This is a genomic window from Frondihabitans sp. PhB161 (genome assembly GCF_003814635.1).
In the GTDB taxonomy this organism is placed as follows: domain Bacteria; phylum Actinomycetota; class Actinomycetes; order Actinomycetales; family Microbacteriaceae; genus Frondihabitans.
Window position 1 is genome coordinate 76,780 of sequence record NZ_RKQW01000003.1, and the last position, 24,679, is coordinate 101,458.

At 68.6% G+C, this 24,679-nt stretch carries 24 protein-coding genes; 14 read left to right on the plus strand and 10 right to left on the minus strand.

The window, feature by feature from the left end; genetic code table 11:
- Positions 1 to 7 precede the first annotated feature (7 nt).
- Together EDF39_RS12370 and EDF39_RS12375 are read right to left on the minus strand one after the other, a co-directional pair.
- Entirely contained in the window at positions 8 to 556 is a 549-nt protein-coding gene (locus EDF39_RS12370; protein ID WP_123943598.1) for a hypothetical protein, read from the minus strand.
- Positions 557 to 667: 111 nt separating this feature from the next.
- On the minus strand, positions 668 to 1,618 hold the full coding sequence (locus EDF39_RS12375) for a patatin-like phospholipase family protein (RefSeq protein WP_123943600.1): 951 nt from the start codon (positions 1,616 to 1,618) through the stop codon (positions 668 to 670).
- A 97-nt stretch (positions 1,619 to 1,715) separates the two neighbouring features.
- On the opposite strand from EDF39_RS12375, the gene EDF39_RS12380 reads away from it, so the two are divergent.
- From EDF39_RS12380 to EDF39_RS12390, 3 genes are all read left to right on the plus strand, one after another.
- On the plus strand, positions 1,716 to 2,216 hold the full coding sequence (locus tag EDF39_RS12380; RefSeq protein WP_055957377.1) for a hypothetical protein: 501 nt from the start codon (positions 1,716 to 1,718) through the stop codon (positions 2,214 to 2,216).
- A 50-nt stretch (positions 2,217 to 2,266) separates the two neighbouring features.
- Complete coding sequence (locus EDF39_RS12385; protein WP_123943602.1) at positions 2,267 to 2,779, plus strand: hypothetical protein; 513 nt, start codon at positions 2,267 to 2,269, stop codon at positions 2,777 to 2,779.
- A 91-nt stretch (positions 2,780 to 2,870) separates the two neighbouring features.
- Positions 2,871 to 3,803 (plus strand): hypothetical protein, encoded by a 933-nt coding sequence (locus EDF39_RS12390; protein WP_123943604.1) that lies wholly within the window; start codon positions 2,871 to 2,873, stop codon positions 3,801 to 3,803.
- An 84-nt stretch (positions 3,804 to 3,887) separates the two neighbouring features.
- Here the strand turns inward: EDF39_RS12390 and EDF39_RS12395 are convergent, their stop codons facing one another.
- From EDF39_RS12395 to EDF39_RS12405, 3 genes are read right to left on the minus strand one after another with little or no spacing between them, the layout of a single operon-like run.
- Positions 3,888 to 5,501 (minus strand): long-chain fatty acid--CoA ligase, encoded by a 1,614-nt coding sequence (locus EDF39_RS12395; RefSeq protein ID WP_123943606.1) that lies wholly within the window; start codon positions 5,499 to 5,501, stop codon positions 3,888 to 3,890.
- A 31-nt stretch (positions 5,502 to 5,532) separates the two neighbouring features.
- Positions 5,533 to 5,991 (minus strand): thioesterase family protein, encoded by a 459-nt coding sequence (locus tag EDF39_RS12400; RefSeq protein ID WP_233573115.1) that lies wholly within the window; start codon positions 5,989 to 5,991, stop codon positions 5,533 to 5,535.
- Between the two features lie 4 nt (positions 5,992 to 5,995).
- Complete coding sequence (locus EDF39_RS12405; RefSeq protein ID WP_158613229.1) at positions 5,996 to 6,637, minus strand: QsdR family transcriptional regulator; 642 nt, start codon at positions 6,635 to 6,637, stop codon at positions 5,996 to 5,998.
- Between the two features lie 106 nt (positions 6,638 to 6,743).
- On the opposite strand from EDF39_RS12405, the gene EDF39_RS12410 reads away from it, so the two are divergent.
- From EDF39_RS12410 to EDF39_RS12425, 4 genes are read left to right on the plus strand one after another with little or no spacing between them, the layout of a single operon-like run.
- On the plus strand, positions 6,744 to 7,934 hold the full coding sequence (locus tag EDF39_RS12410; RefSeq protein ID WP_123944202.1) for an acyl-CoA dehydrogenase family protein: 1,191 nt from the start codon (positions 6,744 to 6,746) through the stop codon (positions 7,932 to 7,934).
- Positions 7,935 to 7,944: 10 nt separating this feature from the next.
- Positions 7,945 to 9,147: an acetyl-CoA C-acetyltransferase gene (locus tag EDF39_RS12415; protein ID WP_123943608.1), complete on the plus strand. Its 1,203-nt coding sequence runs from the start codon at positions 7,945 to 7,947 to the stop codon at positions 9,145 to 9,147.
- A 47-nt stretch (positions 9,148 to 9,194) separates the two neighbouring features.
- A complete protein-coding gene (fabG, locus tag EDF39_RS12420; protein WP_123943610.1) occupies positions 9,195 to 10,004 on the plus strand; it encodes a 3-oxoacyl-ACP reductase FabG in 810 nt (269 codons plus the stop codon).
- 20 nt (positions 10,005 to 10,024) lie between these two features.
- On the plus strand, positions 10,025 to 10,489 hold the full coding sequence (locus tag EDF39_RS12425) for a MaoC family dehydratase (protein WP_123944204.1): 465 nt from the start codon (positions 10,025 to 10,027) through the stop codon (positions 10,487 to 10,489).
- A gap of 375 nt (positions 10,490 to 10,864) precedes the next feature.
- Here EDF39_RS12425 and EDF39_RS12430 read toward each other — a convergent pair whose 3' ends face one another.
- Entirely contained in the window at positions 10,865 to 11,365 is a 501-nt protein-coding gene (locus EDF39_RS12430; RefSeq protein WP_123943611.1) for a heme-binding protein, read from the minus strand.
- A 58-nt stretch (positions 11,366 to 11,423) separates the two neighbouring features.
- On the opposite strand from EDF39_RS12430, the gene EDF39_RS12435 reads away from it, so the two are divergent.
- The gene (locus EDF39_RS12435; RefSeq protein ID WP_123943613.1) at positions 11,424 to 12,815 is read left to right on the plus strand and encodes a sensor histidine kinase; all 1,392 of its coding nucleotides are present in this window, start codon (positions 11,424 to 11,426) and stop codon (positions 12,813 to 12,815) included.
- Between the two features lie 398 nt (positions 12,816 to 13,213).
- Positions 13,214 to 13,825, plus strand: coding sequence for a hypothetical protein (locus tag EDF39_RS12440; RefSeq protein WP_123943615.1), 612 nt, complete (start codon positions 13,214 to 13,216; stop codon positions 13,823 to 13,825).
- A gap of 173 nt (positions 13,826 to 13,998) precedes the next feature.
- Here EDF39_RS12440 and EDF39_RS12445 read toward each other — a convergent pair whose 3' ends face one another.
- Positions 13,999 to 15,012 (minus strand): NADPH:quinone reductase, encoded by a 1,014-nt coding sequence (locus tag EDF39_RS12445; RefSeq protein WP_123943617.1) that lies wholly within the window; start codon positions 15,010 to 15,012, stop codon positions 13,999 to 14,001.
- Positions 15,013 to 15,020: 8 nt separating this feature from the next.
- The gene (locus tag EDF39_RS12450) at positions 15,021 to 15,512 is read right to left on the minus strand and encodes a MarR family winged helix-turn-helix transcriptional regulator (RefSeq protein ID WP_123943619.1); all 492 of its coding nucleotides are present in this window, start codon (positions 15,510 to 15,512) and stop codon (positions 15,021 to 15,023) included.
- A gap of 61 nt (positions 15,513 to 15,573) precedes the next feature.
- On the opposite strand from EDF39_RS12450, the gene EDF39_RS17520 reads away from it, so the two are divergent.
- Positions 15,574 to 15,996, plus strand: coding sequence for a hypothetical protein (locus tag EDF39_RS17520; RefSeq protein ID WP_158613230.1), 423 nt, complete (start codon positions 15,574 to 15,576; stop codon positions 15,994 to 15,996).
- Positions 15,997 to 16,005: 9 nt separating this feature from the next.
- Here the strand turns inward: EDF39_RS17520 and EDF39_RS12460 are convergent, their stop codons facing one another.
- Both EDF39_RS12460 and EDF39_RS12465 read right to left on the minus strand, forming a co-directional pair.
- Positions 16,006 to 16,770 (minus strand): HNH endonuclease family protein, encoded by a 765-nt coding sequence (locus EDF39_RS12460; RefSeq protein ID WP_123943623.1) that lies wholly within the window; start codon positions 16,768 to 16,770, stop codon positions 16,006 to 16,008.
- Between the two features lie 150 nt (positions 16,771 to 16,920).
- Positions 16,921 to 18,258: an MFS transporter gene (locus EDF39_RS12465; RefSeq protein ID WP_123943625.1), complete on the minus strand. Its 1,338-nt coding sequence runs from the start codon at positions 18,256 to 18,258 to the stop codon at positions 16,921 to 16,923.
- A gap of 87 nt (positions 18,259 to 18,345) precedes the next feature.
- Between EDF39_RS12465 and EDF39_RS12470 the strand changes: the two genes are divergently transcribed.
- The 4 genes from EDF39_RS12470 to EDF39_RS12485 all read left to right on the plus strand — a co-directional run bounded on the left by EDF39_RS12470 (position 18,346) and on the right by EDF39_RS12485 (position 24,678).
- Positions 18,346 to 19,203, plus strand: coding sequence for a LysR substrate-binding domain-containing protein (locus tag EDF39_RS12470; RefSeq protein ID WP_123943627.1), 858 nt, complete (start codon positions 18,346 to 18,348; stop codon positions 19,201 to 19,203).
- Positions 19,204 to 19,406: 203 nt separating this feature from the next.
- Complete coding sequence (locus EDF39_RS12475) at positions 19,407 to 21,875, plus strand: hypothetical protein (protein WP_123943629.1); 2,469 nt, start codon at positions 19,407 to 19,409, stop codon at positions 21,873 to 21,875.
- Between the two features lie 102 nt (positions 21,876 to 21,977).
- Positions 21,978 to 22,358 carry a hypothetical protein gene (locus tag EDF39_RS12480; protein ID WP_123943631.1) on the plus strand — a complete coding sequence of 127 codons (381 nt, stop codon included), beginning with the start codon at positions 21,978 to 21,980 and terminating at the stop codon, positions 22,356 to 22,358.
- Positions 22,359 to 22,521: 163 nt separating this feature from the next.
- Positions 22,522 to 24,678, plus strand: coding sequence for an alpha-galactosidase (locus tag EDF39_RS12485; protein WP_123943633.1), 2,157 nt, complete (start codon positions 22,522 to 22,524; stop codon positions 24,676 to 24,678).
- Position 24,679: the final 1 nt, after the last annotated feature.

The window sequence follows — 24,679 nt, forward strand, 5'->3', positions numbered from 1 at the left end:
CTGCGGGCTAGGAGTCGAAGAGCAGCACGAACATCTCGTCGAGATACGCCGCCAGGTCGCGGCGGTCGCCGGGGGAGTTCCAGGCGAGGACGACTCGCGAGCCGTCGATGGACAGTGAGCCGTCGCCGCGAGCGAGAGACTCAGGATCCAGGGCGATCGCCTCGTACTCGAAGTTCACGACCTCGCCCTCGGCGAAGTGCCCCTTGGTCGCGGCGACCCGCTCGGCACGGCGCTGCTCCACCGCCAACGACAGGCTCTGCGGTCGACCGGTCTCGGTCGCACGCGTGATGCGGCCGACGCGAAAGAGGCGTGCGTCGCTCGTCACCAGCAGGATGCCGAGGCGCCAGGCCCGGCCGACCGGCGCGATCTGGACGCTTGTCTTGAATGGGCCGAAGCCGCGCGGCAACCGCACCTCGCCGAGGGCCTCGTCGCGAGCGCCCGAGGCGTCGAGCCGCTCGACAGTCGCTCGCAAGAGCCGCTCGAGATCAGCGGCAGCCTGCGCGGGGTCGATTGCGGGCTGGGCCGAGTCGGCGGAGTCGCCGGATGCGTCGGTCATGCGCCAGGGCGAGCGGTCGGGTCGGACGAGACGGCCGCCGAGATCGCAGTTCGGGTCGGGAGCACCCGACGAGAATTGCGATCTCGGCGCACGGCGTTCACGCTAACGAGCTCACGCCTGCCAGAACGCGCGGACGGACTCGGCGACGGATGCCCCCTGAGCTCGACCGGCGAGAGCCGAGGGAACGCGCGACGCGTCATCGAGGGAGTTACCGCCGAATGCCTGGAGGCTCGCAGCGTCGGCCGACACCACGAGCACGGCGCTCGGGCTGTCGGCGTCATCGCGGAGCCCGGCAACTGCCGCGTCGAGCTGCGGGCCCATCGGGCTCCGAGCGTCTTCGGCGCCGCATGACAGCACGAGCACTCGGTCGTAACCGGCCGCGACATCGGCGTTCGTCGCCGAGCGGGCGCCGCCGTCGATGTAGTGCACGCCGTCGATCTCGACGGTGGGGAAGACGAGGGGCACGGAGCAGCTCGCGGCGACGGCGCGCGCCAGCGGGATGCCGTCGGAGGAGTCGATGACCCGGAATTCGCCGTCTTCGGCATTCACGACACAGACGCCGAGCGGGGCGGATGGCCAGCCGGCGGCCTCGGGGAACTGGGCGCCGACCTGCGCCAGGAGCGGCGACTCGACCCCCTGCGAGAACGCGATCGATGCACGGCCGAGGCGGGCACGGGCGTCTTCCGGGCCGGTCGCGCCGGCGACGACCTCGGCGAGGCGCTGACCGAACGTGGCCATGTCGAGGGCGGGTGCGGGTGCGGCCGCGCTGTCGGGCGAGACTCCGGCGCCTTCCGGGGGGATGCCGGCGGCGGCAGCATCCGCGGCGCCGAACGGAGCGGCCGAGGTGGCCTGGGCGTCGTACACGGCGTCGACGTGGCCGAAGCGGAGAATGGCTCCCGCCACGGATCCTGCGCTCGTTCCGACGACCAGATCGGCGGCGCCCACATCGATGCCCTGGGACTGCAGTTCAGCGAGAACACCGAGATGCCAGGCGATACCGGCAATGCCACCCCCTCCGAGGACGAGTGCGCGGCGAGGGGAGTCAGATGTCGTTCCTGTCATGATCCGAGCCTATTCGCGTCATCCTGGCTAGGCTTTCACTTTCCGGGGGGAACCGATCAGACGCCTCTCCGTGTCCCGAACCGAGAGAAGCCATCCCATGAATCTGTCAGCACGCCTCCGTACCGCTGCTCCCGCCGCTCTGCTCGCCGGGCTGCTCGTCGTCTCCGTCGCCGGGTGCTCGTCGTCCGGTGGCGGCTCGGGCTCGGACAAGGCGGCCGGCGACAGCACGAGCACCCCGAAGTCGAGCGAGGCGTCCGGATCGTCGACGCAGACGAAGACCGAGGCCTGCTCGCTGATCAAAGACTCCGTGCAGAAGGCGTCGTCCGAGATGACGGCATCGACGACCAAGATCTCGACCGACCCGGAAGCAGCCATCGCGGCCATCCAGAAGTTGTCGACCGCTTTCCAGAAGACGGAATCGCAGGTGACCGAACCCGGCGCTGCGGACGTGGTCAAGCCGGCCGGCGAAGACCTCAAGGCGTTCGCAAAGGCCGCGCAGACGATCAAGAGCGACCCGCAGGGCACCCTGAAGAAGCTCCAGGACCTCTCGCCGACCATGCAGAAAGACTTCGCCGCCGTCGGCACCTACTGCTCCTAGGGTTTTCTCCGCCGGGTTGTTCTCCCGGATTCGTTTGGTAGAGGTAGTGCATGCCTCTCCACCGCGCCCTCGGATCGACCGCCCTCGCCGCTGCCGTGCTCGTCGTGGCCGCTGCCTGCTCGCCGATCGGGCCGGGGGCCGGGGTGTCGGATCCTGCTGGGTCTGGGTCTGGGTCTGGGTCTGGTTCTGGTTCTTCGGGCGGCTCGGCCACTGGCACGGCGACGGCCTCGGCTGCGGTGAAGGCGGCGACGTGCAAGGCGCTCAACTCGTCGCTCGACGATGTGACCTCGAAGCTGTCGTCGACCGCGAGCACGTTCGCCGCCGATCCGTCGTCTGCTGTCTCGGCCCTCGAATCGGCGACGACGACGGTGCAGGGCGTCGTCTCAGAAATTCAGGATCCGCGTGCCAAGACGCTCGTACGCGACGTCTCCGACGACCTCGGCACGCTCACCACCGCCGTGCAGAACGCCGCTGAGCACCCCCTCACGGGTGCGCCCCGAGTCCAGCGGGCCTTCGCGGCCGTGCAGAAAGACGTGGCGGCGATCACGACGTACTGCGGCTGACCTCGTCTTCACAGTCGCCTCGCTGGCGCTGTTCTCCACCGTCGTCACGCGCGGCGGCTCGGGCCGGTGGCGGTTCGGCCACGCTCGGGGGATGGACACGCGCTTCGTTACTCCTGCCCAGTTCGCTGCCGGCGGGGAGCCCGGTCGGCGGCTTCGGCGCGAGGCTTCTCGGGGCACTTTCGTGCGGGTGCGACCGGGGCTGTACCTCCCTGCGGACGACTGGCAGCAGTTCTCTGCTCGTGAGCGTCACATCGCCGCTATTCGGGCGCTTCTCGCCCGTGCGGGCCCCCATGTCGTGGTGAGCCACGCCTCTGCCGGCGCCGCGTGGGGATTTCCCGTTCTCGATGAATGGCCCCAGCGCGTGCAGCTCGTCTCACCCCGTCGGACGACGGGCAAAGTGACCTCGCGTGTGGTGCTGCATCCCTCGAGACTCGCTGTGGAAGTCAGCATCGTGCGGGGCATTCGGTGCACGTCGGCAAGCCGAACCGCGGTCGACATGGGGTTGGCTGGCGGATTCCTCTCGGCACTACTCGCGTTCGACTACGCGCTGGCCACAGGACTCGTCACTCGCCAGGAGCTGCACGATGAGATCGCTCTGAGGTCAGGCTTCCGCGGGATCGCCGCCGTGCGTGCGGCCCTCGAAATCGCCCACCCGGGGTCGAAGTCAGCGGGCGAATCCATCAGCAAAGGCCAGATCCATCTCCTGGGTTTCGAGACTCCTGAGCTGCAGAAGAAGTTCACCTGCCCCGGGGGCCGCACCTACTACGGAGACTTCTGGTGGAAGACGGTGGGCCAGATCGGTGAGTTCGACGGCGGGCAGAAGTATCTCGACGAACGGATGCGAGGCGGCCGGACGATGGAGCAGGTGCTCTTCGACGAAAAAGATCGCACCGACGCCCTTCTCGCACTCCCCGAGGTTCGAAATATCGTCAGATGGCGCTATGCAGTCGCCAGGAACCCAAATCGCCTCCAGGAGATCCTCCTTCGGGCAGGCATCCCCCTCCGTGACCCTCGCAGGAGGTGAGGCACCCCCGGATGGCCAAACAACCCCCGGATGCCACCCCGTTTTTGGCCAACCCGGGGTGCCTCGCGGCTGGTGGGGCGGGAGCTAGCGGAGCGCAGCAGCAGCGAACTCGCGCTGCAACTCTCGCTTCAGCACCTTGCCGCTCGCACCGATCGGCAGGGCCTCGACCACGTGCACCTCGCGCGGGAACTTGTAGGCCGCGAGGTGCTCGCGCACGAACGCGATCACCGACTCGCAGTCGAGCGACACACCAGGGCGCGCGATCACCGCAGCGTGCACCTCCTGCCCGTGCACGTCGTCCGGCACGCCGAACACCGCCGCGTTGGCGACGAGGGGGTGCCGCATCAGGCAGTCCTCGACCTCGCTCGGGTAGACGTTGTAGCCGTTGCGCACGATCATGTCTTTCTTGCGATCGACGATCGTGACGATGCCGTCGGCGTCCTTCGTGCCCAGGTCGCCGGTGTGGAACCACCCGTCGACCATGGCGGCATCGGTCGCCTCCGGGTTGCCGAGGTAGCCCTTCATCAGGTTGTGGCCGCGGATCACGATCTCGCCGAGCTCGCCGTCGGGGAGGAAGACGACGTGGTCTTCGACGTCGGGCTGGACGATCTCGACATCGACGCCCCAGATGGCGCGTCCGATCGTGCCGGGGCGCGGATCCTTGAGGTCGTTCACGGTGGCGACCGGAGAGGTCTCGGTGAGCCCGTAGCCCTCCTGGATGACGGCTCCGAACGTCTCTTCGAAGCGTTCGAGCACCGCGACCGGGAGAGCGGAGCCGCCCGAGACGGCGTAGCGGAGCGGAGGGCGCAGGTGGCTCGCGGCGGGGGCGGAGGCAGCGGCGAGAAGGCCGATGTACATCGTGGGCACGGCGGTGAAGATGGTCGTGCGGGTGTCGACCATCAGCTGGAGCGCTTCGGCCGGGTCGAATTTCGGCAGCAGCACGATGGAGGCCCCGCGCCGGAACACCGTGTTGAGCACGGTGGTCTGACCGAAGGCGTGGAAGAACGGGAGTCCGCCGAAGACGACGTCGGTCGCGGCCATGTCGGTGCAGTCGATCAGCTCGGTGCTGACCTGTTCGATCATCGCGAGGTGAGAGCCGACGGCGCCCTTCGGGTGACCGGTCGTTCCCGAGGTGTAGAGGATCGTCGCGGCCGCCAGAGGGTTGACCGACTCGTAGCGGTCGATGGGGGTGGCGGCGGCGGCCAGAACCTCCAACCGATCGACGGGCACGGGCGTCGGCGCGTCGAGGGGAAGCAGTACCGACACGATGGGCACACCGGCCGCCGCCGCGGCGGGGAGCGCCTCGCCGAGCTGGGGCGCGGCGACGATGGCCAGGACGGCACCCGAGTCGCGCAGCACGTATTCGATCTCCTCCTGCTTGAACAGCAGGTGGATCGGCACCACGATCGCCCCGAGTGAGAGCACCGCGTAGTAGGCGCGGCAGAAGTCGGGCACGTTCGGCAGGATCAACGCCACCCGATCGCCCCGCCCCACACCTCGGGCACGGAGGGCTCCGGCGTACGCGCGGGTCTCGTTCCAGAGCTGCCCGTACGTGGTCGTCTGCCCGCGGAAGTGCACGGCAGGGCTCTCCGGATGCCGCGCGGCCGTCTCCGACAGGATCGCCGCGATCGACAGGGTGCCGAGGCCCGGACCGCCGAGGAGGTCGGCAGTCGAGGGGGAGGAGGTGGTGAACGTCATTGTTCGGTCCTTTCGAAGAACGAGGGAAGAGCTAGTGAGAGGCGGGAACGAGCTCGAACGCCGCCTCGAGAGCGGTGCGGATGCGCTCGGGAACAGGCACCGGGCGCCGATTCACCGAGTCAACGAAGACGGTGACGAAGGTGCCGTCGGCGAGCAGCGAGTCGTCAGAGGAGCGCAGGATCCGCGGCGACCAGGCCAGGCTCGTCGTTCCGATCCGCACCGATCGCAGCTCGACCACCAGCTCCTCCGGGAACCCCGCCGCCGCTCTGAACTGGCACGAGGACGACACACAGAATCCGATCACGTCGTCGTGCAGCGGGTCGAGGCCGGTTCGGCTCATGAACCAGGTGTTGATGGCGGTGTCCATCGCCTGGTAGTAGATCGTGTTGTTGAGGTGGCCGTACATGTCGTTGTCGGCCCAGCGGGTCGCGATCGTCTGGCGATACGGGCCGGTCGTCGTGGGCGTGTTCGACGGGGTCGTGGTGGTCACGGTGTCATCCCTCCCGGAGGACGTAGGCGAAGGCGGCCCGGGCGCGGGACGCGCTCGGCATCTCGCCGGTGATCAGGTCGGCGTAGGTGAACGACTCCGAGACCCGCACCAGCAGGTAGGCCAGGTCGTGCGTCTCGAGGTCGAACGCCATGCTCCCGGAAGCCACTTCGGCCTCGAGCATGGCCTCGACCGTGGCGAGGTAGCGGCGCTGCACCTGGCTGTCTTTCGTCGTCAGCACGCGAAGGGCCCGAGTCGGCTCCTTCTTCAGGAAGCCCTGGAAGTACGGGGCTGCGATCAGAGTCTCGACGAAGTCGCCGAGGATCGAGGTGAGCCGAGCCGCTCCGGTGAGATCACAGGCGCGTTCGAGCCGCACGAGGGTCGGCTCGGCAAGCGACCACAGCACCTCGCTCAGCAGGGCGTCGCGGTTGCCGAGCCAGCGGAAGAGCGACGTGCGGTCGACGCCGAGACGCGCTGCGAGATCGTTCATGTCGACCCGCTCGCCGGCGAGGAAGGTGCGGCGGGCGAAGACGAACGCACGGATGGTGTCGGGGTGGTCGCCGCGGGCGAGCCGTGCCGCGAGCTCGGAGGGCACCCGCTGCGCGGCGAGTGCCGCGAAGGCCACGGGTGCTTGGGTCGGCGTCGACATGACCCCGACTCTAGGTCTCCTGAGAAGCTCGTGCAACATTTCGCAAAACGATGCATGATGGTGTCACACCTGATCGATCGTCAAGCAATGGAGCTGAACCGTGACTGTGACCACGTCGAAGACGAACTACCTCTCGAGCGACTTCTACTTCGCGCAAGACGCGCTGACCGCCCGCGAGAACGACAACATCCACGACCTCCGGGCCTACCTCGAATCCGAGGTCGCCCCGATTGCCGACGACTTCTGGGAGCGCGCCGACTTTCCGCACCAGGTGATCAAGCCCCTGGCCGAGCTGGGCGCCTACGGGCCCATCTGGGAGGAGTCGCGCCAGTTCGAGAACACCGCGAAGTACCGCGGCTGGGCCGCCCTCGAGTCGGGGCGCGTCGACGGCAGCGTGTCGACGTTCATCGGCGTCACCTCCGGTCTCGCGATGGGCTCGATCGGCCTCGCCGGCAGCCCGGAGCAGCGCGCGGAGTGGCTGCCCAAGATGGCCACCGGCGAAGTGATCGGGGCATTCGGTCTGACTGAACCGCTCTCAGGATCCGACGCGGCCGGCGGCCTCCGCACCACTGCCACGCGTCACGGCGACAGCTGGACGCTGAACGGCCAGAAGCGCTGGATCGGCAACGCGACCTTCGCCGACGTGGTCGTCATCTGGGCCCGCGACACTGCCGACGGCCAGGTCAAGGGATTCCTCGTCACCACCGACACCCCCGGTTTCACGGCAACCAAGATCGAGCGCAAGCAAAGCCTCCGCATCGTGCAGAACGCCGACATCACGATGACCGACGTCGTCGTGCCCGAAGAGCGTCGCCTCCAGCTCGCCAATTCGTTCCGCGACACCGCCAAGGTGCTGCTGCTGACCCGGGCCGACGTGGCCTGGCAGGCGATCGGCAACTCGATCGGCGCCTACGAATCAGCCGTCGCCTACGTCACCGAACGCGAGCAGTTCGGCAAGAAGCTCTCGTCGTTCCAGCTCGTACAAGACCTCCTGTCGCGCTGCCTCTCGAACATCTCGGCGTCGATCGCGCTGTGCATGCAGACCTCCGACCTCCTCGACCAGGGGCGCCAGACCGATGCCCATGCGTCGATGGCCAAGTCGTTCGCCACGTCGAAGATGCGTGAGACCGTGGGCTGGTGCCGCGAGGTGATGGGTGGCAATGGCATCGTGCTCGACTACGGCGTCGCCCGTCGGTTCGCCGACGCCGAGGCCATCTACTCGTTCGAGGGCACTCGTGAGATGAACTCCCTGATCGTCGGGCGCGCCATCACCGGCACGAGCGCCTTCGTCTCGTAGGGCGCCGATCATGACCGAAGCTGTCATCGTCGCCGTCTCCCGTACCCCGATCGGGCGTGCCATGAAGGGGTCCCTCCGCGCTATCCGCCCGGACGACCTGGCCGCGTTCGCGGTGCGCGACGTCCTCTCGAAGGTGCCCGAGTTGGATCCTGAATCCATCGACGATCTGCTGATGGGCTGCGGCATGCCAGGCGGTGAGCAGGGTATGAACATCGCTCGCATCGTCGCGGTCGCCCTCGGCTACGACCGCCTGCCCGGCACGACCGTCAACCGGTATTGCTCGTCGAGCTTGCAGACCACCCGCATGGCGTTCCATGCCATCAAGGCGGGCGAAGGCGACGTGTTCATCTCGGCCGGTGTCGAGTCGGTGTCGAGCGCGGCACGAGGGTCGAGCGACTACATCCCCGGCGAAGATCTTCGCAACCCGCTCTTTCCGACATTCCAGGATCCCGCAGGCGTGTGGGTCGACCCTCGCTCCCGGGGCGACCTCCCCGACCCCTACATCTCGATGGGCGAGACCGCGGAGAACGTCGCTGGCCTGCTCGGCATCTCGCGCCACGAGCAGGACGAGTTCGCGGCACTTTCGCAGAACCGCGCCGAACAGGCCATTCGCGACGGATTCTGGCAGCGCGAGATCACGCCGTTCACCCTGCCCGACGGTTCGGTCGTCTCGGTCGACGACGGCCCTCGCGCCGGCGTCACCGTCGAGACGCTGTCCGGCCTCAAGCCGGTCTTCCGCCAGGAGGGCACCGTGACGGCGGGCAATGCCTGCCCGCTCAACGACGGGGCCGCAGCGCTCGTCATCATGAGCGACAGCCGTGCGGCGCAGCTCGGCATCACACCTCTGGCGCGCATCGTGTCGACCGGCGTCACCGGACTCTCGCCCGAGATCATGGGCCTCGGACCGGTCGAGGCGTCGAAGCAGGCCCTCGCCCGCGCCGGCATGACCATCGACGACATCGACCTCGTCGAGATCAACGAGGCATTCGCCGCGCAGGTGATCCCGTCGGCCCGCGAGCTCGGCGTCTCGCACGACAAGCTCAACGTGCACGGCGGGGCGATCGCCGTCGGGCACCCGTTCGGCATGACCGGCGCCCGCATCACCGGAACGCTGCTGAACGGGCTGCAGACGCGCGACGCCACCTTCGGCCTCGAGACGATGTGCGTCGGCGGCGGCCAGGGGATGGCGATGGTGGTCGAGCGGCTCTCGTAGAGCACTGCTCGTCGACCCTCGCGGATACGAACACGAAAGGAACCACCATGACCGACCAACACAGCATCTCTGGACAACTCGGCTCTTCTGACCAGCACAGCTCTTCTGACCAGCGCGTCGCAATCGTGACCGGGGGAGCGCGCGGCATCGGCGCCGCCGTGGGAGCCCGACTCGCACGCGACGGAATGGCCGTCGCCCTGATCGACCTGCGGCAGGAGGACGCCGATGCATCGGCCGCCGCCATCACTGCCGCGGGCGGGACGGCGATCGGTGTTGCGGCCGATGTCTCGGACGAGGCGTCGGTGAAAGCGGCCGTAGAGACGGTCGTCGAGAAGCTCGGCCCGCCGACCGTGCTGATCAACAACGCCGGGATCCTTCGCGACAACCTGCTCTTCAAGATGAGCGTCGACGACTGGGACGCCGTGCTCGGAGTGCACCTGCGCGGTGCGTTCCTGATGAGCCGCGAAGTGCAGAAGTACCAGGTCGAGGCGAAGTGGGGGCGCATCGTCAACCTGTCGTCGTCGTCGGCGCTGGGCAACCGCGGGCAGGCGAACTACTCGGCCGCGAAGGCCGGCATGCAAGGCTTCACGAAGACGCTGGCGATCGAGCTCGGGCCGTTCGGGGTCACCGCCAACGCGATCGCTCCCGGCTTCATCGAGACGGCGATGATCGAGGAGACGGCCAGGCGCATGAAGGTGTCGCTCGACACGTTCCTCGAAGAGGCGGCGAAGCAGATCGCCGTTCGCCGGGTCGGTCAGCCCGACGACATCGCGGCGGCGGCGGCCTACTTCTGTTCAGAAGAAGCGGGCTACGTTTCGGGCCAAGTGCTCTACGTGGCGGGCGGGCCGCTCAATTGAGCGGGGCGACTGAGGCGTCGGTGCCGGCTGTCTTCGCGAGTCCGGCCGACCTCGTCGGAGCAGAGGGCAGGATCCTCGGCCCGTCGTCGTGGGTGACCATCGACCAGGGGCGGATTCAGGCGTTCGCCGATGCCACCGGCGACCAGCAGTGGATCCACACCGACCCGGCCCGCGCGGCTGACGGTCCGTTCGGAGCGACGATCGCACACGGCTTCTTGACGCTCTCGCTCACCGCCGCCTTCGCGGAGGAGTTGCTTCGCGTCGACGGCACAGCCCAGGTGATCAACTACGGGGCCGACAAGCTCAGGTTTCTGCAGCCGGTGCTGGTCGGCAGTCGGGTGCGCGCGGTCGGCGAGATCACGTCGGCCGCATCCGGCGCGAGCGGCGTGCGGCTCGGTTACCGGCTCACCGTCGAGATCGAGGGCGTGGAGCGGCCGGCGCTCGTCGTCGACACGGTGACGCTCTTCGTGCCGGAGTCCGTCTGACCTAGCGGAATCTGCCCGCCCCAGCGCAAATTCGAGAGCGATTCCGGCGTCTCGTCACACCCGTTGCAGGCGGTTGCGGCCGGACGATTCGGATTACTCGCAAATGTGCGAAGACTACCGGCGGGCGTGGCGCAGAACGGTGCCACGCCCACCCGGCTGAATGTCAGCGGCGGCGCCCGGATCCTGAACCGCCCGTCGCTGATCCGCCAGCAGCACCTCGACGCTGACGAATCTTGCGGATGACAGTCAAGACGACGGGCAGGTATTTGAGAAGGCGGACCATGGGGCTCTTTCGCTAGACACGGGCGGGGTTCCGGATGGATCGCCCGTCTAGAACTGAACCAGTCGTGCCTGGGCAGTCGAGTCAGTCGGGGTTCAATTTGCGAGGTACGAACGAATTGCCGTGACCACGAGGTCGTGGTCGATCACGTCTTTGAGGCCCGACGCCGTGATGGTGCCCACGACCGAGCCGTCGACGACGATCGGGAACGACCCGCCCGACACGGCGAACTCGTCGTCGATCTGGTGCGGGGTGCCCGAGGCGTCGGCCTGGAGCCGGGTCAGCAGCGAAGGCTGCGCATCGCGGAGGGCGACGTTCGACTTGCGACGCAGCCAGCTCGTGGTGTCAGCCGAGACACCGCCGAGCGCCGCCTTGTAGACGATGTGCTCGCCGAGCACGACCTGCACGGCAAGCGCGAAACCCCGCTCACGCACGATTTCGGCGGCGAGAGTGCCGAGTGAGTACGCCGCCTCCTGATCGAAGGATCCGACGGAATCGAAAGTGAGCTCGGCCAGCTGGGCGCGCACCTCGTCGGGCGTGAACTCCGGCAGGGCGGTCTCGGTGAGGGGGCTCTCGGGCAGCGGGGCGTCGGTCATGCCCCCATCCTGTCAGCCCTCCCGTCGGCGTGGGAGGCGCGCACAGTAGGGTCGGCCTATGCAGGACGACGGCGGCTGGGTCGAGCTGGCTCCGGCGAGCGCGCCCCGAGACGCGGGCTGGCCGGTGCGCCGCCGCCGGATCCTCGTCGGTGCCGGTCTTCTCGCCCTTCTCCTCGTCGCCCTCGTCACGGTCGGCGGACTCGTCGCCGCCCGCCAACTCGCCGAGGAGGAGGCCGCTGCCACCGCTGCGTCGACCACCAGCCTCCTGTCGACCGCGGTGATCGCTCCCGTGCTGTCGGACTCGCTCGTTCGCGGCACCGTCGGTCAGACCCAGTCCGCTCGGGAGGCGCTCGACGAGGTGGTCCGGGGGTGGATCCTCGGTACGGACGGCGTGGTCCGCGTGAAGCTGTCGACCGAGGCCGGGGTGATCGTCTACTCCGACGAGGCCGAACTGATCGGGCGCACGTCTCCGCTCGACCGGCACGATCGTGCGACTCTCCGTGCGGGAGGGCTGGACGCGCACGTCGTCGATTCCGACGCAGCAGGCGAGCGGTTCGACGACGCTCCGGGAACGCTTCTGGTGGCCTACCGGGGAGTCGAGACGCCCGGCGGGACGAAGCTGCTCGTCGAGGTCCTGTTCGACTACGACCGGCTCACCGAGCGTTCCGGTCAGGTCTGGCTGCGGTTCGCGGGTATCACGATCGGAGTGATCGCCGTGCTCGTCGTGCTGCTCGGGTCTCTCCTCGGCTGGTTGCTCTCGCGGCTGGCGCGGGAGGAGGCTGCCCGGCGAGAGGAACTCCGCGTAGAGCTCCAGCTGGCTCTCGGTGATGCCGCCGACGACCGTCGACGTCTCGCCGAATCCCTCCGCGACGGCCTCGTGCACGAGCTGACCGGTACGGCCCTCGCCCTCTCGGCCGCGTCGCGCGAACTCTCACAGACCGATCCGGTGCGATCCCGCCTGCTCGCCACGTCGGCTCGTCATGTCCGCGATGGGCTGGGCGGCCTCCGCACCCTCCTTATCGACCTGCATCCGGCGACGCTTTCTGTCGGAGCCCTGGCCCCGGCCCTCGACGATCTCGCTGCCCGGACGCGCAACCGTGGGCTGACGGTGCGCATCGATGTGCCCGACCGCACCGGCCTCGACGCCGACGAGAAGCGGCTCGTCTTCCGCGTGGCCCGCGAGTGCTTTGCCAACACCGTGGCGCACGCGCACGCTGGCCACCTCGCGCTGACGCTGCACGGGCGCCTTCTCGAGATCGTCGACGACGGGGTCGGCTTCGAGCTCGGTTCCGAGCTCGGTTCGGTATTGGGTGGAACTGCCGTCGACGGTGCCGAGCGGCGCCAAACGGGTTTGCGGATCCTCGTCGACGCCGCCCACACCTCCGGAGCCTCCCTCGCCTTCCGCACCGCCCCAGCCCAGGGAGTGCGCGTGCGCCTTCGCCTGCCGTGACGGGCGTCTTCGTCTCCCCAGCGGCCCGTGCGTCGCGGATCCACCCTCATCTGTGACCCCGAGGATCCGGCGGCTCGCCCCCGAGACCACCCTGTCGGATGCGCCGTCAGCCTCTGCCCTCCTCCCTGCCCTCCCGTCGGTTTCTCGTCAGCCGCGCTCTCGTCTCGGGTGCGGGTCGCAAGCGACTTCGAGCCCGAGACCTCCGGTCACCGCATCACGGAGTCAGGGCCGTCGGAGGAGAAGGTCCGGCGCTGATCGACAGGTGCCGCGACTACGCGCCGCTTCTCGCCGATGGGCACCTTTTCAGTCACCTGACAGCCGCTGAACTTTGGAGACTCCCTCTTCCGCTCGCGCCTCGGGGACAGATTCACGCTCTCCATGTCACCGCGACGGCAGCCGTGCGCGAGCCCCGTCGCCCCGGTGTCGTCGGGCACACCGGATCGGGGATCAGGTCAGTTCGTCATCTCGGTGTCAACGTCGTCGGGCCGGTTCGGGCTTGGATCCAGTGCGCCGAGCTGCTCGAGGTGGACGACCTGGTGATCATGGGTGATGCGCTGCTCTCCAAATGGTCGCCCTTTGCGGCTGCTCGGTTTCACCGCGTCGAGGATCTCCGACGACTCCTCGATCGCTGCTCCGGACGCCGGGGGATTCGGAGGCTTCGCGAGGCAATCGAGCTCATGCGGCCCAAGTCGTGGTCGCCGAAGGAATCGGAGTTGAGGCTTCTGATTGTGAGGTCGGGCCTGAGGGAGCCCGACGCTCTCAACGAGAAGGTGTACGCGGCGGATGGTTCAGCGATCGGGCGACCGGATATGCAGTACAAAGACGCCCGGGTCTACATCGAGTACGAGGGTGACCATCATCGAACGAACAAGGAGACCTTCCGCCTCGACATCGTCAAGCGAGAGCGTCTCGCCGATGAGGGCTGGCGCGGCATCCGTGTCACCGAGCTCGACCTGTCCGAGCCCGCCAGTCTCCTCCACCGGTTATCTCGCTACATCCCACGCGCCTAATGCCCCTCTTGCGTCCGTCCGCGACGCGAGACTCCCCAAATGGCCCATGCGGAGAACCACCATGGGCCATTTGTGGAGTCTCGCCGCTGCGGGGGCGGGGAGGGAGGGAGGAGGCGGGGAGGGAGGGAGGAGGCGGGGAGGGAGGGCAGGAGGGCAGGAGGGCGGAGCCGCAGCTACTCGGAGACGTCGATCAGGACCTTGCCGGTCACCGCATCCTGCACGGCCTGGTGCGCGGCAGCGGTGGATGCGAGCGGGAACCGCACCAGGGGCAGGCCCGCCGCCTCGCCGACCGGCAGAACGCCGGCAATCAGCGCCTCCGTGACGTCTTCGACGGCGGCCCGCATCGCCTCCTCGCCGATCGTGTAGAGCAGCACGAACTGGTAGCGCGTGTTCTTCGTCATGTTGGGGCGCACGGCGAGCTCCGCCGTGTCGCCGCCGTCGTCGGCGTACATCGACACGACCGATCGTTGACCGGTGACGGCGGCGTCGAGCTCGGCGTTCTTCACGATCGAGACCTCGACGATGATGTCGACACCGTCGGGTGCGATCGACTGGATGACGGCTGCGGCGTCCTCGGTCTTGTAGTTGACGATGTGGTGCGCCCCGGCCGCGCGGGCAATAGCAGCTTTCTCGTCGGACGAGATGGTCGTGATCACGGTCGCTCCAGCCCAGCGGGCCAGCTGGATCGCGGCGTGACCGACGGCTCCGGCGCCACCCTGCACGAGCACGACCTTGCCCTCGAGCGCCCCCGGGGCCAGGCGCGACGGCCCGCCTTCGAGCACGGTGAGGGCGCGGTGGGCGGTCATGGCCGGCACACCCATCGTTGCGCCGACGTCGAAGCTCACTCCGACGGGCAGCTTGACGACGCGCGCCTCCGGCAGCACGGTGTATTCCTGCGCGGTGCCGGTGGGGCGGTTGCGGGCCGAGAGGTACGTCCACACCCGGTCGCCGACTGCCAGCAGTGTCACGCCGTCGCCGACCGCGTCGACCGTGCCGGCGCCGTCCTGGTTCGGCGTCACCTCGTCGAAGTCGAGCTCGCCCTGCGCCCTCGATTTCCAGTCGGTCGGGTTGACCGCTGAGACAGCGACGCGGATCCGCACCTCGCCCGGCCCGGGCTCGGGGATCGGGCGCTCAACGAGCTGCAGGACGTCGGGGGAACCGGTGTGCGTATAGACGATGGATCTCATACCCGTAGTCAACTCTCCCGAGCGAAAAGCCTTCCCGAAGGATCCAGCCGCCCGAGAATCGCCAAACTGATCTCTCCGAGCTGCGTCACCTGCTCCGGCGTCAGGGCGTCGATTACCGATTCGCGGACGGTCGCCACGTGACCGGGGGCGGCCGCCTGCACGGCGCTCCAACCGGCGGCGGTGAGCGTCGCATTGGTCGCGCGGCGATCCTCGGCGCACGGGCTGCGCGCCACTAGCCCCTGCTCCTCCAGCCGGGAGACGACCCGCGACAGGCGGGGGAGCGTGGCGTTGGTGCGCGCGGCGAGTGCGGTCATGCGCAGGGTGCGGTCGGGCGCCTCCGAGAGCATCGCCAGGGTGAAGTAGTCGAAGTGGGTCAAACCGTCGTCGCGCTGCAACTGCGAGTCGAGCACCCCGGGCAGCAGCTCGACGACGGCGGCGAAGCGCACCCACGACGCACGCTCGGAGTCGCTCAGCCAGCGGGGAGTGCCGTCAATCGTCATGACCCCGATCGTAGCGAGTTGCTTGTGCCTACAACTAAGCGGGCGCCTCTACGCTTCTGGCATGGACGACCGCTTCCGCCTCGACGGCACCGACCTCGGCATCGACCGGGCCGCGTCGGTGGCCACGCTGGGCACCGACGGCGAGCTGTACCTCAGGATCCAGAGCGCGCACGTCCCCGAGACGGTGGCCGAGTGGGCGACGGTGCCGCCTCGGATCCTCGTCTCGGGATTGCCGGTCCGCTTCGACGACGAGGGCTTCGGTGCGACCCTCAACCAGGCGCGCCACGACGACTTCGCCCTCGGTGACGCCGACGGCGAAGCGGTGCTCGTGCTCAGCTCGCGTTTCGACCTGTTCGGTCGCGTGACGATCCACGCCGGTGATCGCGTGCGGCTCGTAGTAACGGCTGCCACGCCGTGGTCGCCCGAGCCGTGGCGGATCGACGTGTCGCTCGCCTTCGGTGGCCGTCGGAGAGCGTCGATCTAGGGAGGCCTTCTAGGGGCAGGAACTCAGGATCCGCGACATCGCCGCTCGCTCCGACGAGGTGACCCACAAGCCGTACTTCGCCTTGACCTGGATCTGGCGGGTTACGTACACGCAGCGCGACCCGGTGTCGCTAGGCAGCCACTCCGCGGCATTCTTGTTGCCCTTCGAGTTGTTCGAGTGGCCGTCGACCGCCTGGAGTTCGAGGGGGTCGTTGGCGAGGGCTTCGCGCTGGGCCTGAGTGAGGTTCTGCCCGCCCGTCCGCCAGGCGTCGCTCAGTGGCACCAGGTGGTCGATCTGCACCTCTTCGGACGACGCGGGCCCGCGCACGAAAGCCACCTTTTCGCCCGAGTAGAGCGACCGGAGGGTTCCCGACCGCACCTTGCAGTCGGCCGACCGGGTGATCGAGGTCAGGTCGCGAGCCAGAATGTCGTTTCGGGTGTCGCAGCCGTTGTGGTCGACGTCTCGCCAGGCGTCGCCGAAGTCACGCTCGCGGTCGTAACGGACGCCGGTCGCCCAGGGCCTGACGGTGAGCCCCGCGAGGCTCTTTCGCGCGGCCGCGGCCGGAATAGCGGCGGGCGTGGCGGCGGTATCGGTCGTACCCGCCGTTCCGCTGCTGCCGGTGTCGGACGTGCTGCTGCTGCCAGCGGGGTCGTACCCGAGAGGCTTGAGTGCGCCGGAGGTCGCCAGTGCTCCGATGACGAGCACGGCACCGAGCACGACGAGACCGAGGAGCGGGGTGTTCTTCTGGCGGCGGCGTCTGGGCGTGCGGGGCATCCGTCTATTCTCGCAAGCTCGACGCCGCTCGAAGTCACCCGGCGAGATGGCCCAGTCGGCCGCATGCGGGTCGAGACGGCGTCGGTCGGGCCACCTCGCGATACCCGGCCACGCGGTGCCCAGCGTGGAGCGCGCCGCTACGTAGCTGAACTACGCGACCCGGTGGTCGATGCTCAGCATCGGAACGTGGTGCCGAACCCGAACGTGGAGCGAGAGCTGCCCGCGTCGCGCGAGTGCGACCGCCGCGATGAGCGCGGCGAGCGCCGGCAAACCTCCCGACACGAGCATGCCGATGTGCACGCCGAAGGTCTGCACGATCCAGCCCATGAGCGGCCCGCCGATCGCCTGACCACCGAGCAGCACGAGCACGTAGAGCGACATGACCCGGCCCCGCACTCCGATGTTGCTCGACATCTGCACCAGTGAGTTGGACGCCGTCTGGAAGAGGAGAGCGGAGAGCCCGACGCCGACGAGCAGCACGGCGAAGGTCGCGATCGACGGCATCAGGCCAGTCGCCGCCTGCACGATGCCGGTGACCCCGACGCCGATCACGACGGTGCGCAGCCGGATGTTGGCCCGGCGGGTCGAGAGCAGCGCGCCGACGAGCGCACCGACCGCGACCATTGAGTTGAAGAGGCCGTAGCCGCCGGCGCCGACGCGGAACACCTCCGACGCGTAGGTCGCCAGAAGAACCGGCATCGTGAGACCGAACACCGCAAACACGGCGACCAGAAAAACGGGCCAGATGATCGTCGGCTTGCCCGCCGCGTAGCGAAGACCCGCTCGCAAGGCGCCCTTCTGGCGAGGTGCCGGCGCCGACCGGTGCATGTCGGCCGTGCGAAGCATCGAGAGCATCACGACCACGAGCACGCAGGCGACGCCGTTGATGACGAAAGCCCACCCGGCACCGACCGCGAGCAGGAGCACGCCGGCGATCGCGGGGCCGATCATGCCGCCGAGCTGGAACACCGAGGAGTTGACGCTGATCGCGTTGCGGAGGTTTCTCGGGCCGACGAGCTCGGTCACGATCACCTGGCGCGCCGGGTTGTCGATCACGGTGACGAGGCCGGTGGCGAACGCGATCGCCCACACCATCCAGGCCTCGACGCCGCCCGAGAGGGTGAGGGCCGCGAGGCCGAGCGACAGCACGGCGAAGGTCGATTGCGTGATCATCATCAGCATCCGCTTCGAGAAGCGGTCGACGAGCACCCCGCCCAGCAGACCGAACATCAGCATCGGCGCGAACTGCATGGCGACGGTGATGCCGACGGCGGTGGCGCTGCCGGTGAGTTCGAGCACCAGCCAGTCTTGGGCGACCCGCTGCATCCACCCGGTGGTCATGGCCACGAGGTTGCCGGCCGTCCAGATGCGGAAGTTCGGCACCGAGAGGGCGATGAAGGTGTGCCGCCACGGAGGACGCTCGGTGGCGATGGTGAGAGGTTCGGTCGGGGGGAAGGCGAGAGTAGACGGTTTTGTCGTCGTCGACATGGACACCATTCGACGGTAGGGCCGATTGGGGCATTTTGATCCCGAATGCCTCTTATCAAGGTCATTGGATTCTGCAATAGTGGGGTGATGTACGACCCCACGCTGCTTCGCACGTTCCTCGTCGTCGCCGAGACGCACAGCTTCACTCAGGCTGCGGCGCGGCTCGGCATTAGCCAGCCGACAGTGAGCCAGCACGTCTCCCGGCTCGAGAAGGCGGCGGGTCGCCTCCTCGTCGCCCGCGACACCCGCGAGGTGGCGCTCACCGACAACGGCGACGCGATGGCCGGATTCGCCCGGACGATCCTCGCGGCGCACGCCTCCGCCGAAAGCTACTTCTCGGGTTCGGCCATGCGGGGTCGGCTGCGCTTCGGTGCGGCAGACGATCTGGCAATCACGCAGTTACCGCGGATCCTTCGGCACTTCCGCCAGCTCTACCCGCAGATCAACCTCGAGCTGACCGTGAACCAGTCGATGCCCCTCCGGCGCCGTCTCGCCTCGGGTCACCTCGATCTCATCTTCGTCAAGCAGAGCGCGGGGGAGTACGAAGACGGCACACGGGTGGCCGGCGACCCGATGGTGTGGATGGCGCAGGAGCGCCTCCAGCTCGACGCCGACCAGCCGGTGCCGCTAATCACGTATCAGGCACCGAGCCTGTCGCGGCAGATGGCGATCAACGCCCTCGAGGCCGCGGGGCGCACCTGGCGGATCACCTGCAACACGCGTGACGTGAACGGCATCCTCGCAGCTGTCCGCGCCGGCATCGGGGTCGCAGTGTTTCCGTACTCGTTGATCCCCGCCGACCTCGTCAAGGTCTCGGTGCGCTTCTCGCTTCCGGGGCTCGGCGACGTCGACTACGTGCTCGTCGCCAATCCGTCGTCGCCGCGCGAGCCTGTCGATGCGCTGACGTCGGCGATCCTGAGTCGCGGGGTGTCGCGGGCGGAGTAGCGGGGCTCCGGTGCCGGTGCCCCCCCCACCCAGAACGCCACAGCCAAGGATCCGAACCCCACCAGCCCGGCGCTCGCAGTGGGCACCCGCCCCGCCCCAGGCGCGGAGTTTCGAGAGAATCTCAGACTCCCCTAGACTCGAGGGCATCGTCGGGGGGCGCAGTGTGACGGATCGCATGGGTGACCTCGACTCGAGAGGACACCATGAGCGACACTCCCCACCCGCCGAAAACCGGCGCCGACGACACCGGAACGCCGGGCACCACCGCGCCCGCTCTCGGCCGACTGGAGCGCGCCGTCCGCGATCTCCGACCGGTCGACTGGATCGCAGCGGCGCTGACCGGAGTCGGCGCGTTCGTCGTCGCCTACCTTGTCGCGGTCGTGTCGCTTCTGCTCACCACCGCTCTCGTCGTCGCCAGCTCCGGCTCGTCGGGATCGACGGGGTCCGGTAGCGCCGGCGGATCGATCGGTGATACCGGAGGCGACGGCATTCCAGCGATCTCCGGTCTGATCACCGCCGTCACGGTGATTTTCGGCGCACCCGCACAGCTCGTCGCTCTGGCCGACTTCGGTCGTCTGTCCATCCACGGCAGTGTCACCGTCGTCTCGTCCGTCAGCGGGTCGATCCACATCGGTATCGTTCCGGTTCTCGTGCTGGTGGCTCAGCTCGTCGCGCTCGTGCTCGGCGTGCGTCTGTTCCGCAGCCGACGGCTCGACCTCCTCCAGAGCGCAGTGGTCTCGGCGGTCACCGGAGCAAGCCTCGCCCTCGTCACACTCCTCGTCGGGCTCGCCCTGGCCATCCGCCTGCCGAAGGCGACGGGCTTCGATATCTCGGGCATCACCGCGGTGAATGCGCTGGCCGTCATTGCGGCGTTCGTCATCGGATCCTTCGTCGCGCTCCTCGCTCGCCCCGCGTGGTTCGCCCGAATGCACCCGGTCCTGTCGCAGCTGCTCGGAACGGTGCGCGTCGCAGCCCTGCACTTCGGTGTCCTCCTCGTCGTCGTCATGGTCGGCGTGATCATCTACGCGGCCGTCGCTCACCCCGACGGCGCGTCCGCTCTCCCGCTCGTGATCGGCAACGTCGCCGTGATAGCGATCGCGATCGGGTTCTTCGGTGGAGTCTCGGTCTCCGAATCGGCGGGGTCGCTCATGTCGACGCTGTCGGGAAGCTCGAGCGGCGCGGGTGCCGGAAGCGGCACGGCGACCGTCTTCTCCGGGGGATCCGTCACCGCCTGGCTGCTCGTCCTCCTGGTCGTTCTGACCGCCGTCGTCTCGGGCCTCGCACTCGCGGTACGACGCAACCGACGCGATCGCACGGTCGCCGACTGGGTCGCCACCGCCGTTGTCTACGCACTCCTCGGCCTGCTGCTCCAGGTGTTCGGCACGGCTGTCTTCTCCGTTCAGATCGCCGGGGTCGGGGGCGCAGGATCCGCGGGAGTCACACCGTGGACGATCGCCGTCCTGGCCGCCTGGGGCATTGCCATCGAGGTCGTCGCTCGGTACCTGGCGCCTCTCGTGCTCCCCGCTGCGACACCCGGTCTTCTCCGCGTCACCCGGAGGTTCGTCGGGCGAGACCTGACGGCGTCCGGGTCCGGTTCGGTGGCTGGCACGGAGCAGATGGGCGTCGGCCAGATGGGCGACGGCCAGATGGGCGCTGGCGAGGCAGGTGCGGAGCCCGCGATCGCGGCCGAGCCGATGTCGCCGCGGAAGCGTCGGATCCTTGTCCGCTCGCTCATCGCCGGGGGAATCGTCCTCGTCCTCGTCGTCGGGGGAGCGATCACCGCCGGCACTCTGCGTTCCACCGTTTACGGCCCGGGCCACGCCGCCGAGGCGTATCTCGCGGCACTGAGCTCGGGCGACGCCGACGCGGCCGGTCGTCTGTCAGGGGCCACCGGAACCGGCAAGGGCATGCTCACCACCAAGGTGCTCTCGTCGGCGAAGGATCGGATCCGCGACGTCGCCGTCGGAAACGCGACCGTCTCGGGTGACCTCGCCTCGGTGAAGGTCAGCTACCGTCAGGGCGGCGAATCGCACGACTCGACCTTAAAACTGACCCGGACCAGCACCTCGTGGCTGATTCACGACAAGTGGGCGGTGACGAGCTCGCTCGCCGCGCCGGTCTCGATCGCCACCGCCAGCGCACTCGGCGACGCCGACGTCACTGTCGACGGCGTCAAGGTCGGAACGACCAAGGAGGGCACGCTCACCCTCTCCGCTTTCCCGGGAACGTATTCGATCGCGGTAGCCGGCACGAAGTACTTCGAGGCCTCCTCGAAGAGCGTGACCGTCACGGCAGACGGGTATGCGGGCAGCCGCCTCGAGTTCGCCGCGGCACCCACCTCCGAGCTGGAATCCGATGCCAAGACGCTCGTGACCGATCTCATCGCGAAGTGCGCCAAAGCCACCACCGGTGAACTCGACGATGCCTGCCCGTTCTACGGCCCGGGAAGCGACGCCACCAAGGTCTCGTACAAGGTCACCTCGAAGCCGACCCTCTCGGTCGATCTGACCTACGACGGCACCGTCGTCGTCACGGGTGACGGGGGCAAAGTCGACATGAAGTACACGAGAGACTTCTTCGGTTCGACCTACAAGGGCGGCTACGAGCAGTCGATGTACATCTACAAGTCGCTGACGATCCAGGGTGACAAGCTGGTTCTCACCGATCGCTGACGCTGCGGCGGGGGCCGGCCCTGAGACCGACACGACGAGGATCCGCAACTCACCAGATTCGGCCGGCCCTGGAGACCCAGCCGGCACTGGCAGAGTTGCACCATGCCACGTCAGAACCCCCGCCGCACCGCCCTCATCCTGAGCACCGGGCTCGCCGTCAGCGGCGCCCTGCACTTCGCCCGTCCGAAGACCTTCGACGGCATCGTGCCGGAGTCGCTTCCCGGCGAACCGCGCACCTGGACCCTCGTCTCCGGCGGGGCCGAGCTCGCCTGCGCCGCGGCCCTGGCGATCCCGCGCACCAGGTCGGTCGGGGGGATCCTCGCCGCAGCGCTCTTCGTCGCGGTGTTCCCGGCGAACGTCAAGATGGCGCGCGACGCTCTGCGGAGCCGTCGAGCCGCACCGCGCCGCAAGGTCATCGCTATCGTTCGTCTGCCATTGCAGGTGCCGCTCGTTCTCCTCGCTCTGCAGGCGCGACGCGGCTGAGGCCCGATGACACACGCCCGACCGCACACGCCCGACGGCACACGCCCGACGCTCCTCGGCTGAGGGGCGGTACGCCCGGATCCCGCGCGAGCCTCTCGCACCCCGATGCTGACGTCGCCATACTGGATGCGACCGCCACCGCAGCCGATCCACAGGAGTACCAGTGCCGCAGTTCGTCCATCTCCGCGCCTCCGGCGTAAGCCTTCTTCTCGACCTCACCGACCGGCAGCTGCCCGCAGTCGTGCACTGGGGTGCCGCCCTCGGCGACCTCTCGCTCGACGAGGTCCGTGCGCTCGCGCAGGGCGACGTCGAGCCGCTGGCCGGAAACGCCGTCGACGACCCGGTGCGCCTGTCGATGCTGCCCGAGCACCACATCGGCTGGGTCGGCAAGCCGGGCGTCGCCGGGCACCGCGAGGGCCGTGACTGGTCACCGAAGTTCGAGGTGACCGACGTGCTCGTCAACGGAAGCAGCGTCGAGGGCGACTTCGTCGAGACCGGTGCCGGTCTCGTCACGGTGACCGCTCAGGATCCTGAAGCGGGGCTCCAGATCCACCTCGACGTCGAGATGCTGCTCTCCGGTCTTGTCCGGGCGCGCGCTGCCCTGCGCAACGAGGCGGCCGGCCCGTACACCGTCACCGAGTTGACGGTCGCTCTGCCTATTCCTCCCCGGGCGCGCGAGATCCTCGACTTCGCCGGTCGCTGGGGCAAGGAGCGCACGCCCCAGCGCAGCCAGCTCGTCGTGGGCATCCACGAGCGGGAGGGCCGCAAGGGCCGCACCGGTGCCGACGCGGCCACCGTGCTGAGCGTCGGCGAGCCCGGCTTCGGATTCGCCCGCGGCGAGGTGTGGGGCGTGCACACGGCCTTCAGCGGCAACCACCGGCACTATGCCGAACGTCTGTTCTCGGGCATGCAGGTGATCGGCGGCGGCGAGCTGCTGCTGCCGGGCGAGGTGCGTCTGGCCGAGGGCGAGACCTACACGGCTCCCTGGATCTACGCCGCCTACGGTGACGGGCTCGACGACCAGGCGCACCGGTTCCACCGCTACCTCCGATCGCGCGACGAGCACCCGACCAGGCCCCGCCCGATGACCCTCAACGTGTGGGAGGCCGTGTATTTCGACCACGACCTCGCGCGCCTCACCGACCTCGCCGACCGTGCCGCAGCCCTCGGCGTCGAGCGGTACGTGCTCGACGACGGGTGGTTCCGTGGTCGGCGTGACGACTTCCGCGGGCTCGGCGACTGGTACGTCGATGACGAGATCTGGCCGAACGGCCTCTCGCCCCTGATCGACCGCGTCACGGGCCTCGGCATGGAGTTCGGGCTCTGGTTCGAACCCGAGATGGTCAACGAAGACAGCGACCTCGCTCGGGCGCACCCCGAGTGGATCATGCAGACGGGGGGCCGCCTGCCCATCCGCAGCCGGCACCAGCAGGTGCTCAACCTCGGCATCCCCGAGGCGTACGAGTTCGTGCTCGAGCGGATGACCGCGATCCTCGGCGAGTACGACATCGCCTACATCAAGTGGGATCACAACCGCGACCTGATCGACGCCGGCACCTGGCCCACCGGAGTCGCGGGCGTGCACGAGCAGACGCTGGCCACCTATGCCCTGATGGACGAGCTGAAGGTGCGATTCCCCGGTCTCGAGATCGAGTCGTGCTCGTCCGGCGGCGCGAGGGTCGACCTGGGTGTGCTCGAGCGAACCGACCGCATCTGGGTCAGCGACTGCATCGACCCGCTCGACCGCCAGCAGATGAACCGCTGGACTATGCAGCTACTGCCGCCCGAGATTCTCGGCTCGCACATCGCCTCCGGGGTCAACCACACCACCGGGCGCTACCACGAGCTCTCGTTCCGCGCCGGCACGGCTCTCTTCGGGCACCTCGGCATCGAATGGGATCTCGCCAAGGCAACCGAGGCCGAGAATCACGACCTCGCGGCGTGGATCGCGCTGTACAAAGAGAAACGCGCCCTGATGCACTCGGGTGACATGGTCCGGGCCGACGAGCTCGACCCGACGGTCAACGTCTACGGGGCTGTCGCCGCCGACCGATCCGCCGCGCTCTTCTTCCTCGCGACTCTGGGCCGCAGCGAGGTGTCGCCGCGGGGGCGATTCACGCTGCCCGGTCTCGACCCGGCTCGGCGTTACCGAGTGGCCCCGATCGTCGTCGGCGATCCCGACGACGGATTCGTCGCGCCCGCCTGGTGGAATGGCGGCTCCGGCACCGTGCTGTCGGGCCGGTCGCTCGGGGTCGTCGGCCTCCACCTTCCGGGGCAGTACCCCGAGCGCGTGACCGTTCTGAGCGTCACGGAGGAGTAGT

Bases quoted from the DNA above. Each gene is read 5' to 3' on its own strand.
- EDF39_RS12370 (WP_123943598.1), bottom strand. From the start codon at position 556: ATGACCGACGCATCCGGCGACTCCGCCGACTCGGCCCAGCCCGCAATC.
- EDF39_RS12375 (WP_123943600.1), bottom strand. From the start codon at position 1,618: ATGACAGGAACGACATCTGACTCCCCTCGCCGCGCACTCGTCCTCGGA.
- EDF39_RS12380 (WP_055957377.1), top strand. From the start codon at position 1,716: ATGAATCTGTCAGCACGCCTCCGTACCGCTGCTCCCGCCGCTCTGCTC.
- EDF39_RS12385 (WP_123943602.1), top strand. From the start codon at position 2,267: ATGCCTCTCCACCGCGCCCTCGGATCGACCGCCCTCGCCGCTGCCGTG.
- EDF39_RS12390 (WP_123943604.1), top strand. From the start codon at position 2,871: ATGGACACGCGCTTCGTTACTCCTGCCCAGTTCGCTGCCGGCGGGGAG.
- EDF39_RS12395 (WP_123943606.1), bottom strand. From the start codon at position 5,501: ATGACGTTCACCACCTCCTCCCCCTCGACTGCCGACCTCCTCGGCGGT.
- EDF39_RS12405 (WP_158613229.1), bottom strand. From the start codon at position 6,637: ATGTCGACGCCGACCCAAGCACCCGTGGCCTTCGCGGCACTCGCCGCG.
- EDF39_RS12415 (WP_123943608.1), top strand. From the start codon at position 7,945: ATGACCGAAGCTGTCATCGTCGCCGTCTCCCGTACCCCGATCGGGCGT.
- fabG (WP_123943610.1), top strand. From the start codon at position 9,195: ATGACCGACCAACACAGCATCTCTGGACAACTCGGCTCTTCTGACCAG.
- EDF39_RS12430 (WP_123943611.1), bottom strand. From the start codon at position 11,365: ATGACCGACGCCCCGCTGCCCGAGAGCCCCCTCACCGAGACCGCCCTG.
- EDF39_RS12435 (WP_123943613.1), top strand. From the start codon at position 11,424: ATGCAGGACGACGGCGGCTGGGTCGAGCTGGCTCCGGCGAGCGCGCCC.
- EDF39_RS12445 (WP_123943617.1), bottom strand. From the start codon at position 15,012: ATGAGATCCATCGTCTATACGCACACCGGTTCCCCCGACGTCCTGCAG.
- EDF39_RS12450 (WP_123943619.1), bottom strand. From the start codon at position 15,512: ATGACGATTGACGGCACTCCCCGCTGGCTGAGCGACTCCGAGCGTGCG.
- EDF39_RS17520 (WP_158613230.1), top strand. From the start codon at position 15,574: ATGGACGACCGCTTCCGCCTCGACGGCACCGACCTCGGCATCGACCGG.
- EDF39_RS12460 (WP_123943623.1), bottom strand. From the start codon at position 16,770: ATGCCCCGCACGCCCAGACGCCGCCGCCAGAAGAACACCCCGCTCCTC.
- EDF39_RS12465 (WP_123943625.1), bottom strand. From the start codon at position 18,258: ATGTCGACGACGACAAAACCGTCTACTCTCGCCTTCCCCCCGACCGAA.
- EDF39_RS12470 (WP_123943627.1), top strand. From the start codon at position 18,346: ATGTACGACCCCACGCTGCTTCGCACGTTCCTCGTCGTCGCCGAGACG.
- EDF39_RS12475 (WP_123943629.1), top strand. From the start codon at position 19,407: ATGAGCGACACTCCCCACCCGCCGAAAACCGGCGCCGACGACACCGGA.
- EDF39_RS12480 (WP_123943631.1), top strand. From the start codon at position 21,978: ATGCCACGTCAGAACCCCCGCCGCACCGCCCTCATCCTGAGCACCGGG.